12 protein-coding genes are annotated in these 14,560 nt (G+C 61.2%); 11 read left to right on the forward strand and 1 reads right to left on the reverse strand.

All coding sequences use genetic code 11. From position 1 onward, the window contains the following. Positions 1 to 136: 136 nt before the first annotated feature. Complete coding sequence (locus tag AC0Z2B_RS09330) at positions 137 to 655, reverse strand: Hcp family type VI secretion system effector (protein ID WP_008375709.1); 519 nt, start codon at positions 653 to 655, stop codon at positions 137 to 139. Positions 656 to 1,566: 911 nt separating this feature from the next. Between AC0Z2B_RS09330 and tssA the strand changes: the two genes are divergently transcribed. The 11 genes from tssA to AC0Z2B_RS09385 are packed head-to-tail and all read left to right on the forward strand — an operon-like array spanning position 1,567 to position 14,558. Beyond that, positions 1,567 to 3,126, forward strand: coding sequence for a type VI secretion system protein TssA (tssA, locus tag AC0Z2B_RS09335; RefSeq protein ID WP_476296240.1), 1,560 nt, complete (start codon positions 1,567 to 1,569; stop codon positions 3,124 to 3,126). Between the two features lie 33 nt (positions 3,127 to 3,159). Next, positions 3,160 to 3,663 (forward strand): type VI secretion system contractile sheath small subunit, encoded by a 504-nt coding sequence (tssB, locus tag AC0Z2B_RS09340; RefSeq protein WP_476296242.1) that lies wholly within the window; start codon positions 3,160 to 3,162, stop codon positions 3,661 to 3,663. Positions 3,664 to 3,690: 27 nt separating this feature from the next. Further along, positions 3,691 to 5,166 (forward strand): type VI secretion system contractile sheath large subunit, encoded by a 1,476-nt coding sequence (tssC, locus tag AC0Z2B_RS09345; protein ID WP_476296244.1) that lies wholly within the window; start codon positions 3,691 to 3,693, stop codon positions 5,164 to 5,166. A 15-nt stretch (positions 5,167 to 5,181) separates the two neighbouring features. Next, on the forward strand, positions 5,182 to 5,589 hold the full coding sequence (tssE, locus tag AC0Z2B_RS09350; RefSeq protein WP_476296246.1) for a type VI secretion system baseplate subunit TssE: 408 nt from the start codon (positions 5,182 to 5,184) through the stop codon (positions 5,587 to 5,589). A 10-nt stretch (positions 5,590 to 5,599) separates the two neighbouring features. Continuing rightward, on the forward strand, positions 5,600 to 6,121 hold the full coding sequence (locus AC0Z2B_RS09355; RefSeq protein ID WP_476296248.1) for a PAAR domain-containing protein: 522 nt from the start codon (positions 5,600 to 5,602) through the stop codon (positions 6,119 to 6,121). Then, the gene (locus AC0Z2B_RS09360) at positions 6,118 to 7,008 is read left to right on the forward strand and encodes a glycine zipper family protein (RefSeq protein WP_476296250.1); all 891 of its coding nucleotides are present in this window, start codon (positions 6,118 to 6,120) and stop codon (positions 7,006 to 7,008) included. Before AC0Z2B_RS09355 ends, AC0Z2B_RS09360 begins: the two co-directional genes overlap by 4 nt. A 13-nt stretch (positions 7,009 to 7,021) precedes the next feature. Then, on the forward strand, positions 7,022 to 7,621 hold the full coding sequence (locus AC0Z2B_RS09365; protein ID WP_476296252.1) for a hypothetical protein: 600 nt from the start codon (positions 7,022 to 7,024) through the stop codon (positions 7,619 to 7,621). A gap of 52 nt (positions 7,622 to 7,673) precedes the next feature. Next, on the forward strand, positions 7,674 to 9,461 hold the full coding sequence (gene tssF / locus AC0Z2B_RS09370; protein ID WP_476296254.1) for a type VI secretion system baseplate subunit TssF: 1,788 nt from the start codon (positions 7,674 to 7,676) through the stop codon (positions 9,459 to 9,461). Beyond that, a complete protein-coding gene (tssG, locus tag AC0Z2B_RS09375; protein ID WP_476296256.1) occupies positions 9,425 to 10,432 on the forward strand; it encodes a type VI secretion system baseplate subunit TssG in 1,008 nt (335 codons plus the stop codon). The genes tssF and tssG overlap by 37 nt, the downstream gene beginning before the upstream one ends. Positions 10,433 to 10,438: 6 nt before the next feature. After that, the gene (gene tssH / locus AC0Z2B_RS09380; RefSeq protein ID WP_476296258.1) at positions 10,439 to 13,030 is read left to right on the forward strand and encodes a type VI secretion system ATPase TssH; all 2,592 of its coding nucleotides are present in this window, start codon (positions 10,439 to 10,441) and stop codon (positions 13,028 to 13,030) included. A 10-nt stretch (positions 13,031 to 13,040) separates the two neighbouring features. Continuing rightward, the gene (locus tag AC0Z2B_RS09385; protein WP_476296260.1) at positions 13,041 to 14,558 is read left to right on the forward strand and encodes a sigma-54 interaction domain-containing protein; all 1,518 of its coding nucleotides are present in this window, start codon (positions 13,041 to 13,043) and stop codon (positions 14,556 to 14,558) included. Positions 14,559 to 14,560 lie beyond the last annotated feature (2 nt).

Consider the following 14,560-nt stretch of genomic DNA (forward strand, 5'->3'; position numbering starts at 1 on the left):
CTGTCGAAGCCTTGGACGGTCAGATTGAACGTGGGCTGATTGGCCAGCGCGAACATCCATTGTTCCTCTAGATCAGGGTAGGCAGAAACAACATCGGCCAGAAGAATCTGACCGATGTTGTGACAGTCACGCGCGCTTAGGCGGCGACTGGGGAACGCCAGTCATCGGAACCGGAAGTGCCCGAGACTTCGTGGGTCCAGGTGATCTTGCGGTAGGTGAAGTAGACGTCTTCCAGGTGGGTGAAGTGCGACATGTTCGGGTCCTGGCAGTTAGCCATGTTGGACTGCACGTCAACGATGATCGCGTCTTCCAGCTTGATGGTGTAGTAGTGCTCCTGGGTACCCGAGGCCGAGGTGCGGAACCACTTCAGGGTGCACTCGGTCAGGCGCTCGCCGGTGGTCAGCGCGGTGAAGATCAGCGGCGACGACTTGTCGAAGACCTTGGTGATTTTCAGCGGCTTGTGCACGCGTTGGCCGGTCGGTTGGCCGGACTGTGGGTCACGCGGGATGATGACCTGGTGGTCGAAGGCCTGGACCAGGATCTCGTCTTCGTGACCTTCCTGGTAGATGTTGCCGACCGAGTCTTCGGTGAAGGTGCCGGCAGTGATCAGACCTTGCTTGGTGCCTTGGAGGGTCAGGTAGGCGGGTGTTGGCATGAAAGCTCTCCTTGCGGGGTTTAAGTGTCGAATCCTGGACGGGGTAAGGCGTCCTGGTGGCTAGAGAGATATCAAGAGTCGTGCCATAATTTGCAAAAGCTATGTAAATCAATGGTTTGGCGGAATTTTGCTTCGCCCGCGAGCGGCAAAACCAGCTTTTTCGGGGGTAAAGTGCGCAAGAAGTTGCGCAGTGCTGCGCAACTTCTTGCGCACTTGGCTGCAGCCCTTGTGGGCTGGGGCCTGCAGGGCCTCAGAGGGCCATTTCGAGAGAAAAAGTGCGCAACTTCTTGCGCATGATGGCTATTTGCCTTGGTTGTAAATTCAGCCCGTGTTCAGCGCTTTCGTCATGCAGGTGATTGAATTTTTTTGAACGATAGTTCCGAATGATGCTGTTCATTTAATCCGCAGCGAATGAGGCAGACGTATATCTAGCCAATTGGCTAGATTCCACGATTGATGCGATGCAAGTGAATATGTCTTCACCCGTTTTGAACGATTTGAATTGCTAACATTTCAAGGTGACTGTGTAGGAAATGTCACCGTATACAGTAGTTGAATTCGCGTGTTTTTGATATCAAAAAGAAATCATATGGCCATCATTTTGTTTAAAATACTTCCCCCTTAAATCGCTGCGGCCCTTCTAGTACGCGTGTTCCACGAGATAGCACATTGCCCCGTAATCTTTGGCTTAAACCCCACGTTTTGTCCGTTAATACCTCCGAAAGTACACCTTCGTTCAATGTCAAAATACTTGCATCACGCCAGTAGTCTCATTTAGGATCCACCCCCGCTACAATCAGGGTCGGTTTGTACTACATCGGAAATAGTACGCAACAACCTTCCCGTCATTGTTTTGACACCCAAGACTAACCTTGGGGAAGTTAGTCAATGATTCGTCCCCAAGGCCACGGATGACATATTCAAGCAAGCTTTGCTCCCATTATCTCGACCTCGCGAAAGTGCCGGTTTCAACCACGGCATTTGCCGGCGAAGACGTGCGTTTTTCCCTTGAGTACGAGGCGTTGGAGCTCGAGCTCGCCAAGGGCTCGTCGATGCACGACGCTGGCCGCACCGACTGGCTCAAGGTCAAGGACGGCTGCGAGCTGCTGCTGCGTACCCAGTCCAAGGATTTGCGCGTAGCCACCTGGCTTATCTGGGCGCTGCACCAGCGCGAGTCTTTCGTTGGCCTGGTAGCGGGGCTGGGGTTGCTGCGCTACCTGTGTGAACAGCATTGGGCGCAACTGCATCCGGCAAAGGCGCGCACGCGGGCAGGCGCAATCGTTTGGTTGCTGCCACGCCTGGAGCAGGTGCTGTCGGAGGACGTGCCCGTCAAGGATCAGCTGCCGCTGTTCCGCGCCATGGTCGAACACCTGGAGGCGCTGGACACGGTGTTTGCCGAGCACCTAGGCGACGACGCGCCGTTGATACTGCCCATGCGCCGCCGCCTGGCCTCGATGGTGCAACGCGCCGCCGATGGCCAGCCAGAACCGGGCAGCGTTGGCGCCGTGGTAGCCCAGGTCAAGCAGGTGGCAACCCAACTGCTGACCCCTGGCGCGCCCATCGACAATGAAAAGGAGGCGCACAAGGCATTGCGCGCCCAGCAGGAAAGCGCACGGCCGCTGTGTGCCTGGTGGCTGCGCCAGAAGGCCACCGACCTGCGCGCCTTGCGCCTTAACCGCACCATGCTGTGGCTGCCGATAGACACCCTCCCGGAGCGCAACGCCGAGCAGATCACCGCCCTGCGCGGGGTGCCGGTGGACAAGCTCAACAGTTACCGCGAGCGGTTTGCGTCAGGCAAATACGCGGACCTGCTGGTGGACCTGGAAGCCAGCCTGGCGCGCTCGCCGTTCTGGTTCGATGGCCACCGCATGGCCTGGGAGTGCTTGCAGGCGCTGAATGCCGAACCTGCCATGCGGGAGGTGGAAATCCATTTCGCCCTGTTCCTGCAACGGCTGCCCGGCATCGTCGACCTGCGCTTCCATGACGGCGCACCCTTCGCCGACCCGGCCACCCGCAGCTGGATCAGCTCCACGGTCATGCCGCACCTGCAAGCACCGGCCGCCGCGCCGCGCAAGGCCGAGGCCAGCGCTAGCCGCCCGGCCTGGGAACAGGCCCTTGAGGACGTCAAGCCAGTGTTGCTCAAGGATGGGCTCAAGGCCGCCGTGCAAGTGCTCAAGCAAGGGCTGCAAGGCGTTAACGGCGGCCGGGAACGTTTTTTCTGGCAGTTCAGTCTGGCACGCCTGTGCCATCAGGCAAAAAAGTACGAACTGGCCCGCACCCAGCTGGAGACGCTGGACCAACAACTGCAGGACTCAGGCCTACATGCCTGGGAGCCTGATCTCGCGCTGGAGGTTCTGCACCTCCTGCACAACTGCTGTGAGTTGCTGCCACAGAACCATGCAGTGCGCGAACGCAAGGAAGAAGTGTATCGCAGGCTGTGCCACCTCGACCTCGAAGTGGTACTCGAATAGGCCCCCGGGCCGGAACCGTAAAGGAGAAAACCCATGGCCAAAGAAGGCTCCGTAGCACCCAAGGAACGCATCAACGTCACCTTCAAGCCGGCGTTGGGCAATGCCCAGGAAGAGATCGAGCTGCCGCTCAAGCTGCTGGTACTCGGTGACTTCACCCAGCAGGCCGACGAGCGCAAGGTCGAAGACCGCAAGCCCATCAGCATCGACAAGAACAACTTCGACGACGTGCTGGCCAAGCAGAACCTGAACCTGACCATCAGTGTTCCGAACCGTCTGCAGGAAGAAAGCGAAAACGAAGAGCTGGCCGTGAGCATCAAGGTCGGCTCGATGAAGGACTTCAACCCAGCCAACCTGGTTGACCAGGTGCCCGAGCTCAAGAAGCTGATGGAGCTGCGCGACGCCCTGGTGGCGCTAAAGGGCCCGCTGGGCAACGCCCCGGCTTTCCGCAAGGCCATCGAAGGCGTACTGGCCGACGACGAGTCGCGCACCCGCGTGCTGGGCGAGCTGGGCATGCAAGCCGAACCGCAGGACGCCTGAGTTTCCAATTGATAAGGATGCCAACACATGAGCACCAGTGCAGCACAGCAGCAAACCAGTGAAGTTTCCGAGTTCGGAATCCTCGACCAGATCATCGCCGAGACCAAGCTGACGCCCGATGACGAGGCGTACAACATCGCCAAGCGTGGCGTGTCGGCGTTCATCGAGGAACTGCTCAAGCCACAGAACCAGGGCGAGCCAGTCAAGAAGGCGCTGGTCGACCGCATGATCGCCGAGATCGACGCCAAGCTCAGCCGCCAGATGGACGAAATTCTCCACAACAGCGAATTCCAGGCACTGGAATCGTCGTGGCGCGGCCTGCAGTTGCTGGTCGACCGGACCAACTTCCGCGAAAACATCAAGATCGAAGTGCTGAACGCCTCCAAGCAGGACCTGCTGGATGACTTCGAAGACTCGCCGGAAGTGATGCAGGCCGGCCTGTACAAGCACATCTACACCGCAGAATACGGCCAGTTCGGTGGCCAGCCGGTAGGCGCCATCATCGCCAACTACTTCATGTCGCCAAGCGCGCCAGACGTCAAGCTGATGCAGTACGTCTCCAGCGTCGCCTGCATGTCGCACGCGCCGTTCATCGCCGCCGCCGGCCCGAAATTCTTCGGCCTGGAAAGCTTCACCGGCCTGCCAGACCTGAAGGACCTGAAGGACCACTTCGAAGGCCCGCAATTCGCCAAGTGGCAGAGCTTCCGCCAGGCGGAAGACTCGCGTTACGTCGGCCTGACCGTGCCGCGCTTCCTGCTGCGCAACCCCTACGACCCTGAAGACAACCCGGTGAAAACCTTCGTCTACAAGGAAAACGTGGCCAACAGCCACGAGCACTACCTGTGGGGCAACACCGCCTACGCGTTCGGCACCAAGCTGACCGACAGCTTCGCCAAGTTCCGCTGGTGCCCGAACATCATCGGCCCGCAAAGTGGCGGCGCGGTGGAAGACCTGCCGCTGCACCACTTCCAGAGCATGGGCGAGATCGAAACCAAGATCCCGACCGAGGTGCTGGTGTCGGACCGTCGTGAGTACGAGCTGGCCGAGGAAGGCTTCATCTCCCTGACCATGCGCAAGGGCAGCGACAACGCCGCGTTCTTCTCGGCCAACTCGGTGCAGAAGCCGAAGAACTTCGGCATCAGCGAAGAAGGCAAGGCCGCCGAGCTGAACTACAAGCTGGGCACCCAGCTGCCATACATGATGATCGTCAACCGCCTGGCCCACTACCTGAAGGTGCTGCAGCGTGAGCAACTGGGTTCGTGGAAAGAGCGCACCGACCTGGAAGCCGAGCTGAACAAGTGGATTCGCCAGTACGTGGCCGACCAGGAAAACCCAAGCGCCGAAGTTCGTGGCCGCCGCCCCCTGCGCGCTGCGCAGATCTCGGTCAGCGACGTTGAAGGCGAGCCGGGCTGGTACCGCGTAAGCCTGAACGTGCGCCCGCACTTCAAGTACATGGGTGCCGATTTCACCCTGTCGCTGGTTGGCAAGCTGGACAAAGAGTAAGCAGGAGCTTTCGCCATGACTGGATACGGCAGCCTTTTCGAGCGCCTCAACGGCGATGCTGCACGCCGCGCCGGCTTGCCCCGCGAGGTGAGCGCGATGGCCTCGGTGGCTGCTCATCTGGCGAAAATGCTCAGCACCCGTGCGGGCAGCGTGCAGACGCTGCCCGACTACGGGTTACCGGATCTCAACGACATGCGCCTGAGCCTGCACGACTCATTGAGTCAGGCACGCGATGCGATCAGGAAATTTATCGAGGCCTACGAGCCTCGCCTGTCGAAGGTGCAGGTCGTTTCCCAGCCGCGCAACGGCGACCCCCTGAAGCTGACCTTCGCCATCGAAGGCTTGCTGGAAGTGGACGGTTTCAAGCGGCAGGTCACGTTCACCGCCAACCTGGATGGCAGTGGCAACGTAAAAGTCCAATAAGGAGATAGACATGGCTGGCAAACCTGCTGCGCGCGTCACCGACCCTACTGCTTGCCCGGTATCGGGGCACGGCGTCAACCCAATTACCTCGGGCTCGCCCGACGTGATTTTCGAAGGGCTGGCGGCTGCCCGGTTGAATGACCCGACGGCATGCGGCGGGGCGATCGCCAGTGGAGTTTCGTCGACGGTGTTCATCAACGGGATGAACGCGGCGACGGTGGGCTCGGTGGGTTCGCATGGCAATAGCGTCACGGCTGGGGCGGGGACGATCATCATTGGTGATACGCATACGCCTGCGCCCTTCGAGCCACCTGCCCCATTACCAATGAGGTTTGACGAAAGGATCAAGATCGTTGGCGATGACGGCAGTGGGATGGCTAGCGTGCCTTATTACATTGAGGCCGCTGATGGTTCGGTTTATCAGGGCTTCACTAATGAACAGGGCTTAATCCCTCGAATCATGACGCGGACCAAGTCCCAGTTAACTGTGACCCTTGGTGTCGCAGCTTTGGAAAAAGGGGTTTGGGGATGACGCAATCAACTCACGTGGTTGAGACCAATGACAAACCGCAGTCGATGCAAAGTATTCCTGGCTACCTTATGCCTGCCCGGGCCTTTTTCTTCATTGTGGTTGAAGAGCCTGGGGCGGACGGTTTCCTGGTTAGGAAAATTTATGCGTCTCCCAAGAGTCCCTACCTGAAGAACATGCAATTGTCGCCGTTGCAGCAATTGTCGGAGCTTTCACCTGAAAAATATGGTCTTGCCCCCAAGAGTCCGGGTTCTTCTGTTTCCGTTGCTGAGCATGTAATGGGTAAAAACAGCTCGTCATTTGTGTCGACAAGCTCAATTTTTCCGGAAGGTTCACCACGGTTCCAAGGTCGAAGCATTTTCATTGATATCGAAAGGGCGAAGGCATCCGGTGCGCGGATCATCTCCACGCAGGAGATTTTGGCCGACCTGAACAATTACAAGACGCAAAACCCACACCTTGCCAAGCGGGTGGACAAGATTGCTGGTTACGTTTCCGAGATTGACAAGGAAGTATTGGTTTCAGGCAATAAGGTGCCGGCTAGTGCGGTATTCAGCGAGTCCGGGCTCAAGTTTGCCCAGGTGGCGGCACGATCCGCTCGAGTGGTGCAGGTTGTTGGCATCGTCTTCACGGCTTATGACCTTTCCGTAGCTACTAACGAGTCAATCAAGACCAAAAGCGTCAAGCCAATTACCGCCGAGGTGGTCAGGCAGGCGGGAGGTTGGGGCGGAGCCATGGCGGGGTTCAAGGTGGGAAGTGTCGCAGGCGCAGCAGTTGGCGTAGAGACCGGACCTGGCTTGATTTTAACCGGCTTGGTAGGGGGCTTGATCTTCGGAGCGGCTGGGTATTTCGGTGCCGACTGGGTAGCTGATCATATCTATGAAAACTGAGAGAGGACTTAACTTGATCCGTCATTGGTGGGGCCGACTGTTCCGCCGTGGCAATCCCCAGGGTGACGTTGCGGCCGCCGTGAGCGCGGAGCTCGGTCCCTACGGCAAGACATTTGAAGCGGGTGCTCTGGAGCTGCCTTACGACTGCGACTATCCCTCATTCATGTCCATGGGCGAATTCGGGTTGGCAGCGTATCGCGCCAGTTTTCTAGTGGCTGTGCAAAAGGTAGTGCTGTTGCTGGAGGCGCTTGAGGCGCATTACTTCCACAATGCTTCTCATGGTGACAGCGACTGGCAACTCTTCGAGAGCCAAATCGGCGAAAAGGTCTTGCTGCTTGTGCAGCCATTCCGCCTCGAGTCGTCCGTTCTTCTGCTGACGAACAGCGCCGCGTTCATCGAGGTCCTCAAATCTTTGGATCTCGCGCCGCCCACCCCATGGGATGTGCTTCAGGAACTGAATCCTGAAACTCTGGGCGCCCTGCAGGGCGATGCAGAATTTTATTGGGACCATTACTGGCAACCGTTTTGGTCAACCCGCTGTCCGGAACAGCAACAGGAGTTCCTTGCGCAAGCACCTGTCGGTTGGCGTGATTACATGCAGTTTCGCGGCTGAAGTGAATCACGTGTCTTTTAGTTATTAATTTTAGTTTTAAAGGTAATCAACAGTGTCCTTCAACCACTACTACCAAAGCGAGCTCACCGCACTGCGCCAACTCGGCCGGCGTTTCGCCGAGCGTAGTCCGGCGCTGGCGCCGTTTCTCAGCCAGAGTGGTCGGGACCCGGACGTGGAGCGCTTGCTGGAAGGCTTCGCCTTCCTCACCGGGCGCCTGCGCCAGAAGCTGGATGACGAGCTGCCAGAGCTGACGCATTCGCTGATGCACCTGTTGTGGCCCAATTACATGCGGCCGCTGCCTTCGTTCAGCGTGTTGCAGTTCGAGCCGCTGACCGAAGCCGGGCCGGCACTGATGGTGCCGCGTGAAACCCCGGTGGAAAGCCGCCCGGTAGACGGTGTGCGCTGCCGCTTCCGCACCTGCTACGACACCGAAGTGTTGCCGCTGGACTTGAAGGCCCTGAACTATGCCGCCAAGGGTGATGGTGCGGTGCTGACGTTGCGGGCCGAGATGACGTGCGCCGGCTTCCTGGCCGAGCTTGAACTCAAGCGCATGCGCTTGCACCTGGCAGGCGAGCGGTACATCAGCCAGATGCTCTACCTGTGCCTGCTGCGCAACCTTGAAGGCATCGAACTGGTGCCGGTGGATGCCAATGGCAAGGCTTTCACAGGCGTGAATGACCGGGATATCAGCTTCAAACTTGGCGCCAACAAGGTCGCGCCAGTGGGCTTTGCGGAAGAAGAGGCGTTGATCCCGTATCCGCTCAACACCTTCCGCGGCTACCGCTACCTGCAGGAATACTTCGCCTTCCAGGACAAGTTCCTGTTCGTCGACCTGAATGGCCTGGACGTGCTCAAGAGCTTCCCCGAAGCCCTGCAGGACCAGGTGCGCGGCCTGGAGCTGCGGTTCAATATCCGCAAAAGCGGCATCCAGCGCCTGCGCCCGAGCCTGGATAACGTGAAGCTGCATTGCACGCCCATCGTCAACCTGTTCAAGCATGACGCGCTGCCGATCCGCCTGGACGGCAAACAGGATGAGTACCTGCTGCTGCCGGCCGAATACGACCTGCAGAACTGCGGTGTGTTCTCGGTGGAGTCCATCACGGGGTGGCTGCCGGGTGGCGTGGGCTATCGCCCCTACGTGCCGTTCGAGTCCTTCGAGCACGACCCCAGCTTCGATGTGCCCAACGCCAGCCCGCATTACAGCGTGCGCCAGCGCAGTTCGCTGCTGCACGAGGGCATGGACACGTACCTGAGCTTCGCCATCCGCCATGCCGAGGCGCATGAAACCTTATCCATCGAGTTGGTGTGCACCAACCAGAACTTGCCGTTGCGCCTGCGCGAAGGGGACATCTGCCTGGGGGCTGAAAACACCCCCGAGTTTTTGCGCTTTCGCAATATCACCGCCGCGACGCCCAGCTACGCACCGCCGATCAACCGCGACTTCCTGTGGAAGCTGATCAGCAACATGTCGCTGAACTACCTGTCGTTGGCCAACGTGGAGGCGCTCAAGGTCATCCTCGAAACGTATGACCTGCCGCGCTACTACGACCAGCACGCAGAGAAAGTCAGCAAGCGCCTGCTCGGTGGCCTGAAGGCGGTCAAGCACCAACATGTCGACCGGTTGCACAAGGGCCTGCCGCTGCGCGGCCTGCGCACTGAACTGACTATTGATCCGGAAGGGTACGTAGGGGAGGGCGACCTGTTCGTCTTCGCCTCGGTGCTCAACGAATTTTTTGCGCTCTACGCCAGCCTCAATTCGTTTCACGAACTGAGGGTCAAAAGCACACAGGGAGAGGTGTACCAATGGACACCACGTATGGGCCTGCAGCCCCTGCTCTAAGCGGGCTGACACGGGCAATACGCGAGTACTCGCTGTTTCAGGCCGTGCTGCTGGTAGTGGATCGCTTGCGTGAAAACTACCCGTACCTGAGCGAAGAACAGCTGTATGACCATGTCGAATTCGAGGCCAACCCAAGCCTGGGTTTCCCCGGCAGCGATGTCGATCGCGTGCACTTTTTCGAAGAGCACGGTGAGCTGCGCGCGCGCCTGCGTTTCAACCTGATTGGCCTGTTCGGCGCCAGTTCGCCCTTGCCGGCGTTCTACGGTGAGCAAGCGCTGGGGGATAGCGAGGATGGCAACCCGACCCGGCAATTTCTCGACTTGTTCCACCACCGCCTGCAGCGCTTGATGCTGCCCATCTGGCGTAAGTACCGCTACAACGCGCGCTTTGAAAGTGGCGCGAAAGACCCGTTTTCCGAGCAGCTGTTCGCCCTGATCGGCCTGGGTGGCGAAGACATTCGCCGCGCCGAGGACTTGAACTGGAAGCGACTGCTGCCCTACCTGGGCCTGCTCAGCCTGCGGGCCCACTCCGCAGCACTGATCGAGTCGGTGCTGCGTTACTACTTCAAGCACGAAGAGCTGACGATCGAGCAGTGCGTGGAGCGGCGCGTGGAAATTCTTGAAGAGCAGCGCAACCGCCTGGGCAGGGCCAACAGCATGCTTGGCGAAGACCTGGTGTTGGGTGAACGCGTGCGTGACCGGGGTGGCAAGTTCCGCATCCACGTGCGCGAGCTGACCTGGACCCGCTTCCACGAATTCCTGCCCATTGGCCTGGGCTATCAACCGCTGTGCGCCCTGGTGCGTTTCACCCTGCGCGACCCGCTGGACTACGACCTGCGCCTGGAACTCAAGCACGAAGAGATCCGTGAGCTGCGCATTGGCGAGCACAACGCCTGCCGCCTCGGCTGGACCAGCTGGCTTGGACACGAGCGTGCCGACGGGGTCGTGACCCTCGGCAGCCGAATTCATTAAGGACCAATGAACATGATCAACGTAGATCTGCAACAACTCATCAAGGCGCTGGACGCCGACACCCGCCGTGACCTGGAAGGTTCGGCGCAACGTTGCGTCGCCCGCGGCGGCAGCAAGATCCTGGTCGAGGACCTGCTGTTGGGCCTGCTGGAGCGGCCCGAAGGCTTGTTGGCCAAGGCCCTGCAGGACGCCGACGTAGAGCCGGCTGAGCTGGCCACGGCCTTGCAGCCGCGCCCTGAGCACAACGCATCGCGCAACCCGGTGTTCGCCCCCGAACTGGTGCAGTGGCTGCAGGATGCGCTGTTGGTGGCCAACCTGGAACTGGGCCAGAGCCAGGTCGAACAGGCCGCGCTCATTCTTGCCCTGCTGCGCAACCCCATGCGCTACGCCGGCAGCCACTACCAACCGCTGCTGGCCAGGCTCAACAGCGAGCGCCTGCGCGATTTTGCCCTGGCCCAGAAAGCCGAGCCCGCTTGCGATAAGCCGGCAGCCGGCGGGGAATCGCTGCTGGGTAAATTCACCCACAACCTGACCCAGCAGGCCCGTGACGGCAAGTTGGACCCGGTGTTGTGCCGTGATTCGGCGATTCGCCAGATGGTCGATATCCTTGCCCGGCGCCGCAAGAACAACCCCATCGTCGTCGGTGAAGCCGGGGTCGGCAAGACCGCCATCGTTGAAGGCCTGGCGTCACGCATTGCCGCAGGCGAAGTGCCGCAGGTGCTCAAGGGGGTAGAGCTGCTGTCCCTGGACATGGGCCTGCTGCAGGCGGGCGCCAGCGTGAAAGGCGAGTTCGAGCGGCGCCTGAAGGGGGTGATCGACGAGGTCAAGGCGTCGCCCAAGCCCATCATCCTGTTTATCGATGAAGCCCACACGCTGATCGGTGCTGGTGGCCAGGCCGGTGGCTCGGACGCGGCCAACCTGCTCAAGCCCGCCTTGGCGCGTGGCGAGCTGCGCACTATTGCCGCCACCACCTGGGCGGAATACAAGAAATACTTCGAGAAAGACCCAGCCCTGGCCCGCCGCTTCCAGCCGGTGCAGTTGCACGAGCCTACGGTGACCGAGGCGGTGACCATTCTGCGCGGCCTGGCCCAGGTGTATGAAAAGAGCCACGGCATTTACTTGCGTGATGATGCCGTGGTGGCCGCCGCCGAGCTGTCGGCACGCTACCTGGCCGGGCGGCAGTTGCCCGACAAGGCGGTAGACGTGCTGGACACCGCCTGCGCGCGCGTGCGCATCAGCCTGGCGGCCGCCCCTGAAAGCCTTGAGCGCCTGCGTGGCGAGCTGGCCGAGGGCGAACGCCAGCGCCAGGCCCTGCGCCGTGACGCCGAAGCTGGCTTGCCAGTAGACCTTGCGGCCTTGCAGGTGCTTGAGGCGCGGCTTGGGCAGGCGACCCGTGAGCAGGGTGAACTGCAAGCCCGTTGGGCCGAGCAGAAAACCCTGGCCGAACAGTTGCTGGACGTGCGCCAGCAATTGGCTGAAGCCCGGGGCAGCGAGGCCGATGAGCCGGCAGACATCGCCGGCCTGGAAGCGCAGCTGCACGACACCCACGTGGCCCTGACCACTGCCCAGCAGGTTGAGCGGCTGGTGAGCTTTGAGGTGTGCCCGCGCCTGGTGGCCGAAGTCATCAGTGCCTGGACCGGTGTGCCCCTGAGCCAGCTTGCCCGTGAGCACAATGCCAAGGTCGCCAGTTTCGCCCAGGACCTGCGCCAGCGCATCCGCGGCCAGGAGCAGGCCGTGCATGCACTGGACCGCTCCATGCGTGCCACGGCCGCGGGCCTGAACAAACCCGATGCGCCGGTAGGCGTGTTCCTGCTGGTTGGCCCTAGCGGCGTGGGCAAGACCGAGACAGCCCTGGCGCTGGCCGACCTGTTGTACGGCGGCGAGCGTTTCGTCACCACTATCAACATGTCGGAGTTCCAGGAAAAGCACACCGTGTCGCGCCTGATTGGTGCGCCACCCGGCTACGTCGGGTATGGCGAAGGCGGCATGCTAACCGAGGCGGTGCGGCAGAAACCGTACTCCGTGGTGCTGTTGGATGAAGTGGAAAAAGCCGACCCGGATGTGCTCAACCTGTTCTATCAGATCTTCGACAAGGGCGTGGCCAACGACGGGGAAGGGCGCGAGATCGACTTCCGCAACACCCTGATCCTGATGACCTCCAACCTTGCCAGCGACCGCATCAGTGCGATGTGCGAGGACGGCCAGCGGCCTACCGCACAAGCCCTGGAAGAGGCCATTCGGCCGACGCTGAGCAAGCACTTCAAGCCCGCGTTGCTGGCGCGCATGCGGGTGGTGCCGTACTACCCGGTTGGTGGGCCGGTGCTGCGCGAGCTGGTGGAGATTAAATTGGGCCGGCTGGGCGACCGCCTGGCGCGTCGCCAGTTGGGCTTCAGCCATTGCGCCGCGCTGGTGGACCATTTGGCCCAACGCTGCACCCAAAGCGACAGCGGTGCGCGGCTGATTGATCACCTGCTGGACTCGCACCTGCTACCCCTGATTGCTGACCGCTTGCTCGATGCCATGGCGGCTGGGGATGCGCTGAAGCACGTGCACGCCACGCTCGACAGCGACGGCGCCGTTGTCTGCGAGTTCGCCTGAGGTGGGAGTGATGTTCAACCAGGTCCCCCAGCCGCTGGCTTATGCCGAGCAGCTGTTGGGTGCGTTCGCTTCCTTGGCGCAGGTTAGCGAGCGGGCGCAGCTGCTCGGCGATTTCGCGCGCCTGGCCAGCCAACTGACCGGGTGCGAGCTGGCGCAGGTCTACCTGCTGGACGCTGGCCACAGCAACCTCGGCCTGAGTGCGCAATGCCTGCAGGGCGAATTGCAGGCGGCCGAGAGCGCCCGGCGGCCCACGGACTACCACAGCGACGAGCTGCTGCAGTTCAGCCTCTGCCAGAACCGCGTGCTGTGCCTTGATTCCCTGGGGGACGGCGTCTACCAGACAACCTTCCTGCCAGCCTGTGCCGGGCAGTGGCGAGCGTTGTTGTGCGTGCCATTGAGTAACGATCAGGGCGTGGTGGAGGGGTTGCTGGTGTGTGCCAGCCTGCAGCACGGTGAACTGCGCGGCTTCGCCGACTCCATGGGCACCCTGGGGGCGTTCGTGCTTTCCCAGCTGGCGCTGCGGCAAAAGGCCCGCCAGATCCAGCCGCCGGTATTGGCGGCCCCGGACTCCGCCGTTTGCCCCAGCGGCTACGGCCTGATCGGTAACAGCCCGGCCATGCGCAAGACCTACCAGCTGATTGGCAAGGTGCTGCACAGTCCCTACACCATCTTGCTTACCGGCGAGACGGGCACTGGCAAGGAGGTGGTGGCCCGCGCCCTGCACGAATGTGGCCCACGGCGCTCCAGCAAGTTCATCGTGCAGAACTGCGCGGCTTTTCCCGAGGACCTGCTGGAAAGCGAGCTGTTCGGTTTTCGCAAGGGCGCCTTCACCGGTGCCGACCGTGACCGCCAGGGGCTGTTCGATGCGGCCGACGGCGGCACCCTGTTGCTGGATGAAATCGGCGACATGCCGCTGTCCTTGCAGGCCAAGCTGCTGCGCGTGCTGCAGGAGGGCGAGATTCGCCCACTGGGCGCCAACGATACCCACAAGATTGACGTGCGCATCATTGCGGCCACCCACCGCGACCTGCCCAGCATGGTTGCCCAGGGCAAATTCCGCGAGGACCTGTACTACCGCTTGGCGCAATTCCCCATCGAACTGCCGCCCTTGCGCCAGCGCGATGACGATGTGGTGGTGCTGGCGCGCCACTTCGCCGCTACTGCCTGTGCCTTCATCGGCCGTACCCCGCTGGGCTGGTCCGAGGCAGCGCTGGCGCAGCTGGCGGTGCACACCTTCCCCGGCAACGTGCGTGAACTCAAGGGCATGGTCGAGCGCGCGGTGCTGCTGTGCGAAGGCGACGAGCTGCTGGCCGAGCATTTCAGCGTGAGCGCCGAGGCCCATCCCGAGGACAGCACCCTGTACCTGCGCGAGTACCTGGAGCGCGTGGAACGCGCCTACCTGCTCAGTTGCCTGCGCCGCAACGAGGGCAACCAGACCCTGGCCGCGCGCCAGCTGGGCTTGCCACGCCGCACGCTGCTCTATCGCCTGGGCCGCCTGAACGTCGATTTGCGCGAGTTTCAGGAATGACT

This window comes from Pseudomonas sp. GYB4201 (assembly GCF_056312595.1).

Excerpts from the sequence above, each read along its gene's own strand:
- tssG (WP_476296256.1), top strand. The coding sequence starts at position 9,425 with ATGGACACCACGTATGGGCCTGCAGCCCCTGCTCTAAGCGGGCTGACA.
- AC0Z2B_RS09355 (WP_476296248.1), top strand. The coding sequence starts at position 5,600 with ATGGCTGGCAAACCTGCTGCGCGCGTCACCGACCCTACTGCTTGCCCG.
- tssB (WP_476296242.1), top strand. The coding sequence starts at position 3,160 with ATGGCCAAAGAAGGCTCCGTAGCACCCAAGGAACGCATCAACGTCACC.
- tssA (WP_476296240.1), top strand. The coding sequence starts at position 1,567 with ATGACATATTCAAGCAAGCTTTGCTCCCATTATCTCGACCTCGCGAAA.
- tssH (WP_476296258.1), top strand. The coding sequence starts at position 10,439 with ATGAACATGATCAACGTAGATCTGCAACAACTCATCAAGGCGCTGGAC.
- AC0Z2B_RS09360 (WP_476296250.1), top strand. The coding sequence starts at position 6,118 with ATGACGCAATCAACTCACGTGGTTGAGACCAATGACAAACCGCAGTCG.
- AC0Z2B_RS09385 (WP_476296260.1), top strand. The coding sequence starts at position 13,041 with ATGTTCAACCAGGTCCCCCAGCCGCTGGCTTATGCCGAGCAGCTGTTG.
- tssC (WP_476296244.1), top strand. The coding sequence starts at position 3,691 with ATGAGCACCAGTGCAGCACAGCAGCAAACCAGTGAAGTTTCCGAGTTC.
- tssE (WP_476296246.1), top strand. The coding sequence starts at position 5,182 with ATGACTGGATACGGCAGCCTTTTCGAGCGCCTCAACGGCGATGCTGCA.
- AC0Z2B_RS09330 (WP_008375709.1), bottom strand. The coding sequence starts at position 655 with ATGCCAACACCCGCCTACCTGACCCTCCAAGGCACCAAGCAAGGTCTG.